Source organism: Aminobacter sp. SR38 (genome assembly GCF_014843375.1).
In the GTDB taxonomy this organism is placed as follows: Bacteria; Pseudomonadota; Alphaproteobacteria; order Rhizobiales; family Rhizobiaceae; genus Aminobacter; species Aminobacter ciceronei.
Map to the genome: position 1 here is coordinate 22874 of NZ_CP062118.1, position 17307 is coordinate 40180.

Sequence of the window (17307 nt, forward strand, 5' to 3'; positions counted from 1 at the left end):
AGATTTACAAGCTGGCAGATCGGCACGGTACGTGGCCAAGCGAGGAACAGTGGACCAAAATATCGATCCGACCAATACAATCAAATAAACTCAGCCATTAGCCTCAAAACACGTTTAAATTCGTCATCGGCTCCTCCTCCCCCCTGACGGGTTCCTCCAAGCGTCGCTGTGGTGTTTCTTTTGAACGTTTGGTAGTTATAACCGTAGGATGCTCTACCAAAATTTCCGTTCTTACCCGCAACCCAAGCCACAAGGTCGGCTTGTAACTGGTGATGAGCAGCCACATCAAATGGCTTTGTCGGATCTGCCCCTTGAATCAAAGGGATATACTGCGGAAAATCATCCAGAAATTCTTGGCTGACACCGACTGCCTGAGTTACATGCCCTCGTGTTCCATCTGTTTGTCCGATGCCCTTCATTAGCACGCTCCATGCCAAATGAGAGAAACGGCCGTAATCTTTAATTTCTGAAAGACATTTTTTAAAGAACCATTCCTTAGACTTAAGAGCCATAAATATATCCCCATGAATAAGATTCATCCAAAAATCATGGTCAGCGATTCTCGCGAATTTGCAATGATTTTACGTCAGTTCGAAGGATTAATTTCAACATATCCGATCAATTCGGATGAATAGCTACCATCACCGTTTGCCGCCCATTTGTGCCTTAGCTCACGTTGCAAAGTCGGCTCAACGGCCTGTACGAACAATTCCGCCCGCTGTTCCGTTTGAAATACAGGCGGAGAAGCCGGAGCATAAAAATGTTTGTCAGACAAACGTTCGACAGCAGGGACGCGTGTGCCATCCAGTTTGACGGCAATAGGCTGAACCACCACACGACGCTCGCCATTCCCCCCGGAAGTTTCCACCATCCAAAGAGATAGCATTACCGGCTCATCAACATCGCCTGAAACGGCGATGCCGATTTCCTCGGGGGAAACATTGCGCCAACGTTCAAGCTCCTCTTCCACTAGCGGATGGTCCAAGCCTAATAAGTGCAAGTCATCCTGATTTGCTGCGGCTTCTCGGCTCAGAGTGAAGCGATTGCGACGAACACCATTGGAAGTGATGAGATCATATGTGGCGTCGTCTACCTTCACCAGCTTCTGTTGGCGATCCACAATTGCCGCTGTAAGAAAACGCACTAGTCGATCCAGACTAGACGATACATCCGCGAACGGCTTGTAGTCATCCAAACTGAACCCATCAAGGTCTTGGAAAAGATCGAAGACAACCTGCCGCGCTTCACGAGAATTGGAGAGCGCGGCCTCTAATTCCACTTGGGTGCGTTTCAATTCAGGATCGGACAGCGCCTCTTGGTATAGGCGGTCGTAATTGAGCCGTTCGGACAACTGCCCAAGAATCTGCGCCCGTAGATCCTCCGCAACATTACCCTGTTCATCGACCTTGCCAACTGTCCGCGCGATTTCGGTCAGCTTCTCGTCTAGCAGCAAGAAGATGCGCCCCTCAATGGTGTCCGAGAGGACGAGGTTATAAACTTGCGCCGTGTAGCTCTGCCCGTAGCGGTGGATGCGCCCAATGCGCTGCTCCATGTCCATCGGGTTCCAAGGTAGGTCGAAGTTGAACAAGATTCGGGCGAATTGTAGGTTAATACCTTCACGACCGGCCGCCGTGCAGACTAGCACACGCGGCCCGTCCTTCTGCCGGAAGCGGCGTTCCGCCGCCACCTTGGCCCCGTGATCTCCGCCGCGCAAAACCGCCACGCCTTGACCGGGGAAGGTCTGCTCGATCTCACGGGCAATCATATCCACCGTGCCGAGATAGGTGGCAAAGATCACGATCTTCTCGTTCTGGTTCTGCCGCCAAAGTGTCCCCAAGCCATCGAGTAATTTCTGCATTTTGGTTTCGCGCTGTTGCGGAAACGCGCCAAGCAGATCGCCGATACGCAAGCGCTCTTCTGGCAGGTGCAAATTGACGACCGCAGAGGCGGCTTCTTCCGCGTGCGAGGCCGAATATTCGCTGTCGTAGGGATCGGAGGCCATTTCCAGAGCCTCCTCATCCAGCTTCTTGACGAGCCGATATTTCAAGTCGGCCACCATACGATCCACCTCGCTGCGCCCAACGCTGTCGCGTGGCAGCTTGAACTCCTGGTGGATCAGCTCACGCGCTTCCTCGATCAGCCGATCCCGGCCCTCGATGTCCAATTCCTTGTCGCGCAGCAGCGCCTCATGCAGCGTCAGCATTAATAAGCGACGCTTGAGCGTGCGGCGGACGGCCGCGAAGCTCGATGCAGCGATCTTCTGGAAGATGGCCATCAGGAAGCCCAGCGCGCGCCCTTGGTTGCCCTGACGACGCGCAAGATCGAAGCCATCCTCCAGATACTCGCGTAGCTTTTCGTAAAATAGCCGCTCACCTTCCGCCATGACGAACGATTCGGTATGAACCCAACGCCGCGCGAACAATGGTGATCCATCCGGCTGGCAGGCATCCGCCTTGGTGCGGCGGAACATTACCGTGTTCAGCCGATGGCGGTTATCCACCATCTCCTCTGGACTGCGGAACAACGTCGGGTTCAGCAGTTGCGCCAGCATCCAGAACTGGAAATGGTTGCCTTGGTGCGGCGTGGCCGAGAGCAGAAGCAGATCGCGCGAATGATCCTTCAACGCCTCCGCCAGCTTGTAATTCTCCGTCTTTCGAACCTTGCCGCCGGTACGGTAGGCGGTCAGGTGATGGGCTTCGTCGAACACCACCAAATCCCATCGCGGCGCATCTAGCAGCCGCTTGATGCGCGCCGGTCGCTTCAACGTGTCGATGCTCGCGATTAGCCGATCGTGCTTCGCAAAAGCGTTGGTCTTGCGATCGGTGATGTCGCCCTCGGAGCCGAACACCTCGAAATCGAGATTGAACACCTCGTTCAGTTCGCGGTGCCAATTGTTCACGAGGCCGGCGGGCACGACCATCAAGGCGCGGTTTAATTCGCCCCGGCTGGCAAGCTCGCGCAAGATCAGCGCGGTTTCGATGGTTTTGCCTAACCCCACCTCGTCGGCGATCAGATAACGTCGGGGTGAAGCCGTGGCGATGCGATGGGTGAGGACAACTTGGTGCGGTAGGAGATCGATCTTGGCTGAGGTCAGAGCCGAGGCGCTTTCCATCACAGGAAGCGCGTGCGCTTCGTAAGATAGCCACGCCTTGCGGCTGCGTTCCGCGTTGCCCTCCACCGCCCGCAGGATACGCTCGGTGCGTGTTAGCTCACGCCTCAGTGAAGCAATCGGGACACGGCGTTCCCCGACACTGAAGAAGGCCCGCAGATAGCCGTCACGAGCCTGCTCAAGGACGACGCCCTGACCATGCTCGTGGTGGGTGATGCGCTCACCAGGCTGGAACTGAACCTCTGCCGTCAAGCCACCACCTCACGTTATCCGCAGGTGGAACAGACCCGCCGGCTTGCCGCCATCGCGCAGCAGGATCTCCTGCGGATATTCGTTTGCCTGTCCCCACAGGACGCGGCCTAAGTCGATCTGATGGCCGTGAGGCGCATGGCACAACCAGCTAACCTCATCTGTGGCCGCCTGCGCCTTGATGCGGTTGTGGCCGCCGGGCAACCAGAAGGCCAGCGCGGCGTCGCCTTCGTACTCGTCCTGAAAGGAAAGGATCGCGGGCTTGATTGCGTCGCCCAGCCATGCCTCGGCATCTGCAGGGGTAAGCAGGTCGAGACTACCATCCAACCCCGCAACTACCAGCGTCTTTCCTCCATTGCTCGGTAGATCGTCCGGCCAGTTGCCGACCGCTCGCAGAAACTGTCGCAGACTCCAGACTTCGCTGGCCGTGCAAATCTGGTTGCGGGCTTCCTCGTCCCACACCCAGCTGGCGCCGCGCCGCTGCCATACCGTGTCCAGTAGTTGCCTCATCGCGCATAATCCTCGTCGTCACCGAACAGCGATGCCTGAACGGGCTGAGGCGCCTGGCTGGATTGCCAAGTCTTATAGATCGACACCGCCCGAGAGGCCGCGTTGCGGGTGGTCTGGTCCGGACCATTGCGGTGAAGCCATTCCAGAAGTGGTCGCAACGCAACGTGCGGCTTGAAGTTTTCGTTCCTCAGCGTGTCCGAGGCATTGATTCCGCTGTTATCGAAGCAAGCGCCGATCAGCACTAGCGCTTGATCCAGATCGGAGGTCAGACGGCGACGATGCTTGCCCGACCATTCACGCGCGAATTCCAATGGGTCGGCACGAGTGAAGATCTTGTTCTTCTCCGCGCACCAACCACGCTGCACAAACTCGTCCGGCGTGGTGATCGACCCCTTCAAGAATTTCTGTAACTGATCGCGCTGGAGATCGACCGCGCTGCCGAAGGTGCGTAGGAACTGGCGCGTGAACGGCTCTGCGTTGACCGGAGGCGGTTCCTTGCCTTTGTCGGCATCATCGTCGATGAGCTGATTGATACCGACCAGCGCATCCTTGACGGAAATGGCCCGCCCTTCATCCACATAAACCTTGCCATAGTGGCGCGAGAAATATTCCAGCGCCTTGCCGCGCCTGATTACCTGAAGGTCTGCGGCGGGCAGGCCCTCCTTAGCATGGTTTTCCAGCATGGCCTGCAACTGGCGCACGTCGCCCATCACCTCACGCCGCATTCGGCCCCAGCTCACGGGTTTGGGCTCGTCCGTACGTTTGCGGCAGACGTGGATGATATCGTACTCGATGGTCTTCGAGCCGAACTCGCCATCACCCTTGGTCTCGTCGGAACGGATTGGATAGGTTGCTTCGAGGTAGTAACCAGCGTCAAACAGCGACTCTAGGACCGCAACCCACGGCTCATCCTCGCTATGATGGAAGGTAAAGGCCAGGATGCCGCTAGGCTTGAGAGCACGATGGGCCTCTCGCCAGCACTGCGTGAGCAGGCGTTGATAGAAGCCATCTGGGTCTTCCGGTTCGCGCGCCTTGTTGGCAACCGCTTCCAGGGATTTGGGCGTGTAGTCGGCCTGGAAGTAGTCCGGGTACTTGTCCTTCAACACTAGGCGCAGCCAAACGTAAAAGAAATCTGATAGCTCCGAATAGTGTAGCAGGCCCCCGAAGGGTGGATCGGTGATGACTAGATCAAGACTGGCCGTAGGAACATGTGTGAGGTCGGTGGAAGAGCCTTGGTACACGCCAACTTCGCCGACGGGATCGCCAGGATAGACTTTTTCGCTCTTACCTGAAATTGACTCGGCCAAGGTTGCATCGCGCCGCTTCAGTGTCTCAAGGCTTACCGCTTCCCAAGGCTGGGCCGCCCACTCGCGTCCCTCAACGATCCCTTCGATACAAGCCAGCCAATTTCCGCGTCCCAATGCCGGGAATACACAATTCTCGACAACAGTGGATTTCGGATGGAAATTATTATTCGCAAACTGTGGCTCCAGCTTATCACCCTGCACATTCCATAGGGTGAATTGGCTCTGATTACGCAGATATTGCTGAAATGCGCCAAGAACATATTCGCGCGTCTTCCATTCGTAGTCGCCAGACTCGACGATGGACTTGAGCAAAAGGGAATGAACGAGCAATTGGCGGGGATTAAACATTGTCCACCAGTGCGTGAAACCGTGGTTCGGCACACCGCCCTGTAGATGATGCGTCATGAAGCCGTAGGGCAGTTCAGAGCGCGGCCAATAGTCTTTGAGGTCAGCGTCCTTTCGCGCTTCCCATTCGGCAAACGCGGTGTCGTACTGCCGCGCGTGCGCCGCTCCATAGGTAGCAAAAAAACGCCCGTTGTAGGGCTTCCTTGCGGCATTGCGCTTGGGCGCATATCCCTGCACAGCATAGGCTGCCATTGGCCCGGTCTTGCCGGTGGCTTTGATGGTAGTTAGCACATCCTGTACGGTGCCGCACGCCGAGCAAGCATAGTGCGACTTCTTCGGAACCGTGCCTTTTCCCGGCGCGAACGTGATGCCCGTTTCCGGGTCAGTCACCTCGTCCGGCAAGGTGCCACGTATCTCCAAAAAACGAATCTTCGAGGCACGCACTGCGTCCCATCGCGTAGTAGCCGAGACATCATCTTGCGCCGAGCCACCGTAGGGTTGGCCGCTCGCATCCTGTTTCGCCTCGCCGGCCAGCCATTCCGGATGCACCAGCAGGCTCAGTTCCACCTTCTTGTTCTTGCCCTTGCCGAGCTTTACCATCTCCGTGTGACCGCAGTGTGGGCAGACGACATGCTTCTTCGGGTCGAGCACGGAATACGGTGTCTCGCTTGGCGCAACGTAAAGCGGCACGTCGGGTGCCATCCGCGCGGCGTCTTCCTCGACATGAAAATCAGCACCGCACTCGCGGCAGCTATGTTCCCAATGTTTGACGGTGAGCGTCTTCACCGCCATCACCGGGCTGGTCATGATCGGCGTACGATGGCCGCAACCTGTCACCTGACATGGGCCATGTTTGGCCCAAAAGGTGTAGATGATTTCCGGGCCTTCGTATTTATAGTCCTTGCGCTCATCTCGTGGGATCGATAGCGGGTCGAAATTGGTGGGCATCACCTTATTCGTCGGCAGATGCGTCCACGTACCTTTTTCGCCTTCCGGGCCATCGCAATAATAATACGGCATGATCTGCGGCTTAACTTCGGCCTCGATGTCAGCGAGGAGCTTTTTCACTTCATCCAGATCGACGTCGGCCAGTTCCTGCTTAACCACAAACCATGCCACCGGGTTCAGGTCGTTGCCGACCATCTGCATCCCGAGGCGTGAACCTTCTACGAGCGTTGTGCCGCCGCCCATGAAGATGTCGGCGACCTTGAGGTTCTTGAACGCGCCCTTCTTCTGGTGATTGGCGTAATAGTTGTCCCAGACCAGCTTGGCCGCATGGGAAGGATCTTCCGGCGCCCTGGTAGCGGCGGCAATCAGCATCGAACGAAACACGCTGGAGCGCCGCCGCGCCCACCACTTCGACATATGGTAGATCGGCTTGCCCGAATTGCCTTCAATCACCGCGACCTGATTGACCGGCAAAATCGGGAAATCGACTTCCAGGCAGGTTTTGGGGCGGTTCGGATCGTTGAAGTCGACGGTCTCGAGCGCAACAGCCTTGCCGGCGCCGACGGCTCTGGCGACCTCTTGTGCAAGTATTTCTTTCTTGGTGGCCATTAACCGTAATCCTTACTTGGTCAGCTCGACGAAGGGCGACAACACCTCTAATAGCGATAGTCCGCCATGCGTGAGTGTCGGGTAGCCGCCGGGGCTGCGCCATTTTCTGCGGCCCAACGCCAACAGGTGTGCGCCGTGCGGGCTGTCGATTTGCAGCGCTACGGGCGGCACGAAGGGGCCGGTATCACCTGCACCAAGCTTGCTGCGCCCGCTGGAAAAAGTTTGTTTGAGAAACTGACCGACCTCGCCATCCGCATCTGGAAAATATCCCGTGGCGGCATAGCCGTGGTCGGAGGTTATGACCAACCGTCGCCCTGTGGCAAGGCGTTCCACAAAGGCCCAAAAATCATCGCTAGTTAGCTGCTCGGCAGCATCTCTCGTCAATGGTTCCAGCCCTTGGCCGGCGCCCGAGCCGTCGTGCAGCTTGGCGTCGGGCCAATGGTGCCAGAAGATTTGATTGGGCGCGTTGCCGATCAGGGCCTCGCAGTCCTTCCATGGCAGATCGACGGTTTCCGTCTGCGCTGGTTGCAGCCGATGAGCCAGACCGCCGCCATTGTTCTGGAGCTTGCTGCGGCTGGGAAACCCGAGAGCATGTGCAAATTCGTCGGTTTCGCCCGGCAGTTCGGAACCGTGGGCGCTAACCTCATGAAGGGTAAAGCCGCGTTCCTTAGCTCCCTGTAACAGCCATGGCAGTTCACGCAGCGAAAGTCCATCAAGGATCAGCAGCGCCTTGGCGCTGAAAGGTTCCGCCCACCAGCGCCCTAATCGATCCGAAGTCCGTTCGACGCTTCCGCCGAAGGCCCACCACAAATCCCAACCGCTGGATGACAGGAACAGATCCAACTCACCAATTTCACGGTCTCGCCTGACGACCTCGCTTGCCGCATTGCCTACGGTCAAGGGCTTGCATGCCACCTCGACCGCGTGGTCGACAATAACCCGCCAAGCATCGGTTTCCGTCCCTTGCTCAAGAGTGTGCAGCGCACTGACCGAGAGGGCCATCAATCACCCTCCTTCTTAAGGTTCAGCTCAAAGGTCATGCCTTCCGGCAGCTTCCTGAGTAATTCCTTGAGCTGCGCGCCGGTGGCGGCCGACACCTTGATCGACACATCGGCAACGCGCGTGGCTGGTCCGATTCCCCAACTCTCGATCCTGCCTATCAGGTTCAAGGGCGAGGTAGCTGGATTGGCTAGTGGGATGTGCGATGGAGTGGTGGGACCACCGCCGCCAAAGATACCGCCCGGCTCAGGATTAGGAGGAGAACTGGTCATTCCATCGCCCGCTGGCATCGGCGGTGTGGGAGGTGTTAGCAGAACCGTACCGTTACCACCGAAAAGCCCGCCTCCTGCTGTCGTGGGCGGGGATGACTGATTAGCCCCGCCCGTCACAGATACGGCGGAGGGCAACATCACAAACACATCGTCGAGATGCCGCCCCGTGAGCGAGAGCTTGGGGCGTAGGCGTCGCCATGCCGTATCTTCATCCTCGCCTGTATGGGTTTGCAGATATTCCATCCCGCGCACGTTGAGAGCGACCTTGCCCCTGGCACACAGGCGCAGCAATCGCTCTTTCATCGCGGTTTCGCCTAGCCACGGGATACAATCCTGGCCAGCGGCGCGCGGTTCCTGCAGCTCGCGCAGCAGCTTGCCGACCGATTCGTTGTTGTTGGCGAAATCGATCACCAATTCTTCAAAATCCTCGGGTACAAAGAGATCGCTGGTCAACACCTCTTCGATTGCCTCGGGGATCTGGGACCCTTGTTTGTCGAGTCGCTCGACGCTGAATTTGCATTGCGCTGGGTCCGCGAAATTCCAGCGCGACAGGACCGCAAAGCGGTCGAACCGCTTCTTAAGATTGTCGCGCAGGGTGCTCTCAAATTCCTTATGCAGCTTCCTGTATTCAGGGTTTTGGGCACCCCACTCCTGCGCCTTCATTTCTGCTCGGGCTAGAATAAGCAGCTCGCGGTCCAGAAAAGTATTTGTGCTGCCGGCACGTGGCAACAGAAAGCGCACGGTATTGCGGCGCTTCTGCAATTGCTCCTTGAGCCAACGCCCCAATGTGGCATCGAGCTTGTCCGGTTCCTCGGGCAGCACAAGAATAGGAAGGCGATCGTCCCATCGGTCAGGATGCTCGACATCATCAAGCAGGGTCCACGGATCATTGGACCAATTTCTCGGCAGAGCGATCACACGAAAAGTCTTGGCAACCTCGTCGCTGCCAGCAATGACGTAGCGGACCTGTCTGGCTAGCTGCGCTTGATCGGCTCCATCGGCGAACAGCTTGTCGTTGCGCGCGTAAGCGATCACTTTGGCGCGGGGGTTCTCTTCCTCCCGGAAAAGCAGCTTGGCGCCTTCCTGGTGGATGTTGAAACTGTTCTCAATAATGGTCGCAAGTTCGACCTGAAAAGCGTTGTCATCCACCGGCTTATAGCGGGTGATGTCCAGTTGCAGCATGGCTGGCTCCGCTCCGGCAAGATTGCCCACGGCAATTGAGCGTAGCCACAATGCGCCGACGATCTCTTGCAGATGCGGCGCGACACTGGCGTAATCGTGCCTCGCTTCCATCACTGAGATGATATTCTGCTGTGCCTTCTCGCGCAGTGTGCGGTGATGCTGGTTGGCAACAGCTTCTAGCAACGCGCCAATGCCCGAAGTCTCATCATCCAGCCGGAAATCGGCTGCGGTGAGCAGCGGGGCATTCTCGCCACGACTCTTGAACAGGTTCGCTAAGATTCGGATCAGATCGCGCGTTTCCTGCGCATCGGTGGCGATAAGCACCTGCTCTTCAAGCAAGCGCAGCAGATGCGGGGCGTAGGGCCAGGACTCAGTGAATTCCTGACGTTTGCGATCCTGCTCGGCCGGTGGCACGTCGAGAAGGCGGAAAGACTCGGAAACGTGTTGCGCGACGAGCGCTTCAATGGTGCTATTGGCGATCTGAAGACGATTATCGAACAAGCGGTGGAGTAGCATCCGGCGCCGATCCTGCTGGATGCGTTCTGCGCTACCCCCCGCTTTAAAATCGATGGCTACCGGGTTTACGCGATGTACCTGCTGATATGCGTCACTGCCGCCATTCCTCACCGAAATCACCAGCACTAGAAGGTCAGGGCGTTCTTTGGCAATCTCGGAAAGGATCTGGATAAAATTGAACGCCCAATGCTTCCATGGATATTGTTTGGTATTTGTCAGGCCATCGTACCACGTCTGAAATTCGTCCAGAAGTAGCATCGTAGGCTTGTGCTCCAACAGCTCCATTATGAGTTTGTCGGATGGAATTTCGGTCTGGGATGTGCCCTGACCTTCCCATTTACCCTTGATGAAAGAGCCGTGGGGATGGTTCTCGAACAGCACGTCCCACAGAAACTTGTAGCGTTGACGGTGCAGGCTTTCGCCGATGACGTGCATTCCATCCCGCAGGGCGATGCTGCCGATCTTCGGATCAGCCAGCCTCGCGGCCCACTCCCTGAGCCATCCCCCTGTTGATGTGGGGTCAGTCACCGCATGATAGAGCGCTGCCATCAAGTGCGATTTACCGAGACCGCGGTCTCCGATAACAACTACAGGGCGACCTTGGTTGGGACCTACCGCCTCAATCCCTTTCAGTAGGTCATGAGTGGGATAGGTGATTTTTAGAAACTGCGTAGCAGCAATCTGGGTCGCCCCCGTATGCTGATCATTTGACAATTCGATAGCCGTGCCTTTGAGGCGCTTGCCCCGAAATTCCTCTCTTAATGTTAGCCCCAACATAACCTACACTCCACCTTCCGCGGTTGAAGCACGGAAAGGCTCAACCCTAATTTCATCTGTCCGACGCATGACCTCAGACAACTCATGATCGAGCTGACGCACTAACCACTCGCGGGCTGGTCGCCCGAAGGCTTTCTCTAAACGGAGCGCCATCTCTGGCGAGATACCCGAACGCCCATTAAGCAAATTGCTGAGCGTCTGCCGATCCACGCCTAAGACTCGCGCAGCTTCGGTCACGCTCAAGTTATACTTATCAAGGCAATCTTTCCGAACGAGAGACCCTGGGTGCATTGACTTAGAATCCGAGCGACTTCACCTTAAATAGCCATATACTGATAATCGACACTCGACAAGATCTGGCGGATAGGTCCTTTCCACCTGCTGACTAAAGCATCCCTTTTAGGACCAGGTATACACTGCTCTCATGATATCGGAGAATTGCAACCTCCCATATATATGATAAAGGACATTATCATATATATGGGAGAGGGTAGAATGGCGATTACCGCGAAAGACGTGCAACAACTCAATGAATATGCAAAGGGCGTGATGGACAGAGCCGAACACCATGCCGGCAACGTCAAGGGATCGGCGCTAACGGTGCTCGGCGGTATCATCTGGCGGGCCGATGCGGATTCGATCCGGATACGCCAATATGCCGGCTCACCCGCTAACATGCTCTGGATCAAGGTCGGCGGCAAAGACTATGCTTTCCGCTATGATCATGCTTCGCAGCAGATCGAAATCCGGGACGGCTCCCAAAACGGAGCGATCCTTCACGCGATCGACGATGCAGTTCCTATTACGGTGATCGAGACCATTATGCGCGGGCTTTGACGAGCGGTGCGGCTATGACGGATTTTCTAAAGAAAACAGATATCGAAATCGATCAGTGGATCGTGAACTTTGAGAAGCACGGCCAGACCGAGGCTGCGCTTTATTATAAACTCCTTGAAGAGCGCGGCCGTCGCTCCGGCAAGCGACAGGGGCTCGATCTTGAGAAATCGCTCTCCGCCCTAAAGAAGGCGGCGATTTCAGGGATCTGCATCACCTATGGCGACCTGGCAAAAGCAAGCGGCGTCGAGTGGAGCAAGGCGCGGCATCAGATGAACGGAAAACATGGTCATCTGGATCGGCTTCTGGAAATCTGCCATGCGCGACAGTTGCCGTTACTGACTGCAATCTGCGTCAACCAAAGCGGCCTGCAGGATGGCGAGCTGGAGAAGAATGCCCTTTCCGGTTTTGCCGAAGGCTCGCGGCGGATCGGTCGCTCCTTTGCGGATGAGCTGGCGTTTCATCATGCTTGCCGCGAGGAGTGCTGGACTTGGGGGCGGGCGCAATGAGCTTCGTCATTGTATCCGACGCGGAGATATTGCCGGTCGCAATTGCGAAAAGCGCAGAGCGGGTACGAGTGCGGTTCCTTGAATTTTTCACCGCCCGGATTCGTAATCAGAATACCCGCCGATCGTACCTCAAAGCTGCTTCAGAATTCCTAAGCTGGTGCGATGCGCGAGGCGCTCGCTCCCTCGACACGATCACCCCTATTCATGTTGCCGGCTGGGTTGAGGAAATGACGCACACGCATTCGGCGCCGACCGTCAAACAAAGGTTGGCAGCGGTGCGGCACCTGTTCGACTGGCTCGTCACGGGACAGACTATGACGACCAATCCCGCCCATTCTGTACGCGGCCCGAAGCACTCCCGTAAACGCGGTAAGACCCCTGCCCTCTCGGCCGAGGAAGCCCGCCAGCTCCTGGACAGCATTTCCACTGACACACTGATAGGCAAGCGTGATCGTGCCCTGATCGGCCTTATGACCTACACGTTCGCCCGCATTGGTGCCGCGACGAGCATGGAGGTGCGTGACGTATACAGCCAGAACCGCCGCTTATGGGTTCGGTTGCACGAAAAAGGTGGCAAGCAGGTTGAGCTGCCCTGTCATCATTCGCTTGAAGCCTACCTAGACGACTTTATCGAGGCGGCCGGCCTGCAGGATATGCCCCGAGCGCCCTTGTTTCAGACTATCCGGCGCGGCACTGATCACTTCTCCGGCAATCCTCTGCCGCAGGCTAACGCTTATGCAATGATCCAGCGTCGTGCGGTTGCGGCAGGCATCAGCACGGCCGTGTGCAATCACACCTTTCGGGCGACGGGTATCACAGCCTACCTGAAAAACGGTGGAACGCTGGAAAAGGCAGCCAATATTGCTAATCACTCATCTACACGGACTACGCAGCTCTATGATCGCCGAAGTGATGATGTAAGCTTAGATGAAATCGAGCGAATTTTGATTTAAGAAATCATTTGTGGAGTAGTTGGGCGGTGGCAAATTTAAATCACAATAGACCAACGCTTCGCCTTCTCGACAACTATAAGCGTGAGCTGAGGTCACAGGTACACGAATATAAAGATTCCGAAGCAGTTTCGGCAAAATCGATCAGTGATAATAATCGCATGCCGGATGTGAGCCAGTCTGCGCAAGAAATTATTTTCTCCATGTTCGATGCCGCGGGGCTCTATTTTGATGGGCTTTCAAAGCTTCTGAAAACGTTGTCGCCCGATGCTGGGAAATCGCTGCGGAAGAAGAAGGCTTCGTTGCAAAAAGAAATAGAAGACGCCAAGTCGAATCTTACAAATGCATGCGTTGAGTTAGTAGTAGAAGCCATGCGTGAAAAGTTGGAAGGCAAAAAAGGCGTCATAGACTGGCTAACCTGGTTCCAAGACGAGGCGCAACGCACAAACGATTACGGTCTGCTTGATATCATGGAGATCGGTATAAAGCCTGCCTTTCAAAGGATTGACGCCGCCATCGAGGGGGGCGCCTTCCGGCAGGATTTCAGCCCTTCTCCATGATCGTACCTTATGTTGAGCAAACCTAACCCTTCCGCGATGGGAACGGCAAAATCGTTGATGCTTCACCGGTGGTGCGATCTGTCACGGTTGCACGCAGCTTCAGCCCTATGATTTCCGCATTTCTTGAGAACCATCCTGGCGGCAAGGCGGTTAGGTTTTCTATGTCGCCGGCCTTCATGGTGAATTCTACACTCAGGAGGTCGGATTTGCTGCGCACGGCAGAGTCGACGATCAGCTGCAGGGCGTTGGCAAGAACTGTCGGCTCCGAGATCGGCCAGTTCTTATCCAGAGGCTCTTCCCGGCTCCATCCCTTGGCCGAATACAGCTTGTAAAGTGATGTCGCATGGTCTGCGGGGATGATATCCAGATCCGAAAGGCGCCGGATCTGCGCCTTTACCGAAACCCGCCAGCGCTCTTTCAAAGATAGTAGAGACGCAAGCGACGCGCTTTTCACCTCATAGGAATATGTCGTTGCCGGCATCAGGAAAGCGCTCGCAAACCGAAACGCCTGGCGCTCGATTTCCTTGAGATCCTTCTTCAGCTCTTCCTCGGTTACATGGCGGTGCAGGATTGCATGGCCGAGTTCGTGCGCGGCATCCATCTGCCGGCGCGGGAACGACATCTTGTCTGTCGACAACAAAATGTGCGGCCGGTCGCTGCCTTGAGCCCAGCTACACAGCCCATCCAGCTTGGATGTTCCCATTTCAATAGAGCCGACAATACACCCGATCCGTTCGAGTAGCGGCATCATATCGATACATGGACCATCACCAACGCTCCAATGGGCGCGCAGGTCGGAGGCAATCTGCTCGATATCCTCGTCGCGGAGCTGCTTGTAAGACGCTCCCTGCAATACATCCGGAATCTCGACCTCCGGGAAATCCACATAATGCTCTACAATGCTGCTGATCTCTTGCAGCCAGCGCATCTGGGATTCCTGGTAGTTCAAGTCTTTCACCAGGGTCGATGCTAAGGTACGATAAAACAGAGGCCGGTCGCTGTTGGCGACCGGTCTAAGAAAAAACTCTCTGCGAACGTGAAGGTGAGCCGCCAATTCGGCTAAGGCATCGGCATCAGGGGCGCTGGTCCCGTCCTCCCAGCGGGTGACGGTGCTAGGGTTGACGCTGATCAGGGTAGCTAATGCCTTTTTGCTTAGAATTCTTCGTGCTGCTCTAGCCTCAATCAATCTTTCAGGGACGAACCCCGGAGTTCCTACACGCATGCATTTCCTTCCCCGGCTTTATCAGCACGGGTCACTTTGTATCTCTCTCGTTGTCATCACCGCTGTCAGGCTGTTCCGGCGGCACAAACGGTTTGATAGTCTTCTTCAGGCTGATGACAGGTGCCTTCGCGCCGGTCCCAGACGATGGCGCCGGGGCAATTACCGGCTCATCGGCATAGCCTTCAAGGTATTTGTCGAGCGTCTCGTAAAAAAGATACTGTTCATAGCCAGCATCGATCACACCAATTGCGAATTCGCTGATCTTGCCTGCCTTTTCCCGGTCACGAGCGACAAGCAGCAGAACAAAAATGTCGCCGATCTTGGGACCGCTCCCATCAAGGTCCAGACGCGGTGAGAGGTAGTAATTGAGCGTTACGCCAGCCTTGCGCGACATATTCTTGACGGGAAGCGTTTTCGGCTCAGGCATAGCTGCAAGGCCGAAGATCACTCCCTGCCCGTTCACTTCAAACCGCATGAAGGGCTGGAAGATCTTCAGATCGGTGAGTGGAATGATGCCGTTCTCGAGCAGCTTGCCACCGTGAAGCTCACAGGTTTCCCGAAACGCTTTCTCCATCATACGAAAGCGGGCCTGCCCTTCCAATTCCCGACTTCCCTTCGGATCAAGCCCGGCGTGATCTCGAACCATCGTAAAGGCTTTGAGGGCGGAGGCGCGCAGCCTGTCTTCCAGATCCAGAAAGAGGTTCTTGAACAAGGCCGGCGGGAACCGTTTCTTGATAAAATGCTCCACAGTGCGCTCCGCATCAAATTGCAAAATACAGGATTTATGTACTGAAAAATTGCGTAAAGTGCAAGTGGGTATCCCAACATGCTTTTCGTTGTCACATGAAAATCTATCGGCACGCCCGTTCCGGTCCAGGCTCTATTCCGCCGCGGCTTTGCCGCGCCTTCACGGAACCCCGCAGGCGGGTTTCCGCCGACGAGCGGTGACGATCCTTCGTGCTTCCGGCGACTGCCGGGGACATGACGCGCGATTGCGCGAGTTCGTCTGCCTGATGGGGGAACCGAGGGCGTTGCCCTTCTCGCCCCCAAAATAGCCTTCCGCCCAGCTTCCTCCACTGCGCTGCGCTGCGTTCCGTGCAGCTGGTTCCCCGCGAAGGCTATTTTCCCCCTCCAACCCACCGCTCGCGCGGCCCCGGGAAGCAGGACGAGGTCCTGCTTCGCAGTCCAAAAAGGAAAGGACAAGGGAATGTGCGAACCTACTTTCGAGGAATGGTTTTTTAGCTTCGCGGGCGAGCTGGCGCGGCTCAACGGCGACCTGCCGGATTTCGATGTCGCCTATGACCGGTATTTTCCGGCCTACGAGGACGGTATTTGCGGCGGTACATGCGCCCGTCATGTAGCCGGGATCGGCTCGGCCGCCGTCTATGCCGACGAGTGGGAGGACGCCGAATGATGCGCTTCGCTCCCTCCCGCGAATTCTACATCCCGAGCGGTTCCGTGAAGATCGCCGACAAGGCCAGCGACGGCATTGTCTACATCTTCACCAGCCATAAGGGGCGACCCGCCGCCATGGCCTTCCACGGCAAGGCTGCAAAGCCAGACTGGCATCATAGCTTTGCCAGCACGGACGCCCGAGAGCGCAAAATCCGCGAGCATTTCGAGGGGCGGCGGCGCTGGTCGGAATGGAAGCGGGAACGCCGCGACGAGCGCAAGAAGCCCCACGGTTTCGAGACCGGCCACATCCTCTATGCCTCATGGGGCTACGACCAGACCAACATCAATTTCTATCAGGTGACCGCCATCATCGGCGGCCGGTCGAGCCGGTCGGAAATCTCCCCGACAAGGGCGGCCAACCGGCAACGATCCCCATCTCGACGCCTTCACCGGCCAACCCCTGCGCCGCCGCGTTAACGGGCGCTCCAAATCTGTGCGCATCGACAATGTGCGAACCGCCTTCCTTTGGGACGGTCGCCCGATCAACTGGACCGGCTACGCCTGACGGCCGCTCCCTCTCCCACTGACATTTTCCGATCACACCAACATGAGGACTAAATCCCATGAACGTTATCACCATGCCCGAAACTGCCGAAACCATCGCCATCGAGGTCGCCGCAGCGGCCCCGGTTACCTCCCTCATGCATGACACACAGCAGATTCCGCTTTCCAAGCTGGTGGCCAGTTCTAAGAACGTGCGTAAGCGCAATGCCGCCATGACCATTCCTGAACTTGCCGCTAGCATCGAGGCGCATGGTCTGATCCAAAATCTGACCGTCAGGAAAGTCGCGAGGGGCAACAAATACGAAGTGGTTGCCGGATCGCGGCGCTTTGCTGCCCTGTTGCACCTCGTGCCAGGGTTCCCTCGCCGTCACCGCAATCACGCAGCGGCATAGTCCAAAAGAGGCCTTGCCGAAACACGCGGCCAGGCATCGATGAGATCAGATCGTCAGC

Annotated in this window: 16 protein-coding genes; 7 read left to right on the top strand and 9 right to left on the bottom strand. The window is 56.7% G+C overall.

Annotated features, from left to right (window positions below):
* Nucleotides 1-80: 80 nt before the first annotated feature.
* The 7 genes from IG197_RS33145 to IG197_RS33175 are packed head-to-tail and all read right to left on the bottom strand — an operon-like array spanning nt 81 to nt 11114.
* A complete protein-coding gene (locus IG197_RS33145) occupies nt 81-539 on the bottom strand; it encodes a hypothetical protein (RefSeq protein ID WP_046802271.1) in 459 nt (152 codons plus the stop codon).
* Between the two features lie 47 nt (nt 540-586).
* A complete protein-coding gene (locus tag IG197_RS33150; RefSeq protein WP_046802272.1) occupies nt 587-3361 on the bottom strand; it encodes a DEAD/DEAH box helicase in 2775 nt (924 codons plus the stop codon).
* A 9-nt stretch (nt 3362-3370) separates the two neighbouring features.
* On the bottom strand, nt 3371-3868 hold the full coding sequence (locus IG197_RS33155; protein ID WP_046802273.1) for a hypothetical protein: 498 nt from the start codon (nt 3866-3868) through the stop codon (nt 3371-3373).
* Nucleotides 3865-7077, bottom strand: coding sequence for a hypothetical protein (locus IG197_RS33160; RefSeq protein ID WP_046802274.1), 3213 nt, complete (start codon nt 7075-7077; stop codon nt 3865-3867). The genes IG197_RS33155 and IG197_RS33160 overlap by 4 nt, the downstream gene beginning before the upstream one ends.
* A 12-nt stretch (nt 7078-7089) precedes the next feature.
* A complete protein-coding gene (locus IG197_RS33165) occupies nt 7090-8079 on the bottom strand; it encodes a hypothetical protein (RefSeq protein WP_046802275.1) in 990 nt (329 codons plus the stop codon).
* Nucleotides 8079-10823: a DUF499 domain-containing protein gene (locus IG197_RS33170; RefSeq protein ID WP_046802276.1), complete on the bottom strand. Its 2745-nt coding sequence runs from the start codon at nt 10821-10823 to the stop codon at nt 8079-8081. Before IG197_RS33170 ends, IG197_RS33165 begins: the two co-directional genes overlap by 1 nt.
* A gap of 3 nt (nt 10824-10826) precedes the next feature.
* A complete protein-coding gene (locus IG197_RS33175) occupies nt 10827-11114 on the bottom strand; it encodes a HigA family addiction module antitoxin (protein ID WP_082129069.1) in 288 nt (95 codons plus the stop codon).
* A gap of 204 nt (nt 11115-11318) precedes the next feature.
* Between IG197_RS33175 and IG197_RS33180 the strand changes: the two genes are divergently transcribed.
* From IG197_RS33180 to IG197_RS33195, 4 genes are read left to right on the top strand one after another with little or no spacing between them, the layout of a single operon-like run.
* Nucleotides 11319-11660: a hypothetical protein gene (locus IG197_RS33180; RefSeq protein WP_046802277.1), complete on the top strand. Its 342-nt coding sequence runs from the start codon at nt 11319-11321 to the stop codon at nt 11658-11660.
* 14 nt (nt 11661-11674) lie between these two features.
* Nucleotides 11675-12166 (top strand): hypothetical protein, encoded by a 492-nt coding sequence (locus tag IG197_RS33185; protein WP_046802278.1) that lies wholly within the window; start codon nt 11675-11677, stop codon nt 12164-12166.
* Complete coding sequence (locus IG197_RS33190) at nt 12163-13119, top strand: tyrosine-type recombinase/integrase (protein ID WP_046802279.1); 957 nt, start codon at nt 12163-12165, stop codon at nt 13117-13119. The genes IG197_RS33185 and IG197_RS33190 overlap by 4 nt, the downstream gene beginning before the upstream one ends.
* A 26-nt stretch (nt 13120-13145) precedes the next feature.
* The gene (locus IG197_RS33195) at nt 13146-13676 is read left to right on the top strand and encodes a hypothetical protein (RefSeq protein ID WP_137330421.1); all 531 of its coding nucleotides are present in this window, start codon (nt 13146-13148) and stop codon (nt 13674-13676) included.
* Between the two features lie 22 nt (nt 13677-13698).
* Here IG197_RS33195 and IG197_RS33200 read toward each other — a convergent pair whose 3' ends face one another.
* The gene (locus IG197_RS33200; RefSeq protein ID WP_046802281.1) at nt 13699-14898 is read right to left on the bottom strand and encodes an XRE family transcriptional regulator; all 1200 of its coding nucleotides are present in this window, start codon (nt 14896-14898) and stop codon (nt 13699-13701) included.
* 31 nt (nt 14899-14929) lie between these two features.
* On the bottom strand, nt 14930-15646 hold the full coding sequence (locus IG197_RS33205; protein WP_046802282.1) for a hypothetical protein: 717 nt from the start codon (nt 15644-15646) through the stop codon (nt 14930-14932).
* A 459-nt stretch (nt 15647-16105) separates the two neighbouring features.
* On the opposite strand from IG197_RS33205, the gene IG197_RS33210 reads away from it, so the two are divergent.
* The 3 genes from IG197_RS33210 (at nt 16106) to IG197_RS33220 (ending at nt 17249) form a co-directional block, all read left to right on the top strand.
* Nucleotides 16106-16312 carry a hypothetical protein gene (locus IG197_RS33210; protein ID WP_046802283.1) on the top strand — a complete coding sequence of 69 codons (207 nt, stop codon included), beginning with the start codon at nt 16106-16108 and terminating at the stop codon, nt 16310-16312.
* Nucleotides 16309-16770 carry a hypothetical protein gene (locus tag IG197_RS33215; RefSeq protein ID WP_246765519.1) on the top strand — a complete coding sequence of 154 codons (462 nt, stop codon included), beginning with the start codon at nt 16309-16311 and terminating at the stop codon, nt 16768-16770. The genes IG197_RS33210 and IG197_RS33215 overlap by 4 nt, the downstream gene beginning before the upstream one ends.
* Before the next feature lie 146 nt (nt 16771-16916).
* Entirely contained in the window at nt 16917-17249 is a 333-nt protein-coding gene (locus IG197_RS33220; protein WP_246765520.1) for a ParB/Srx family N-terminal domain-containing protein, read from the top strand.
* Nucleotides 17250-17307 lie beyond the last annotated feature (58 nt).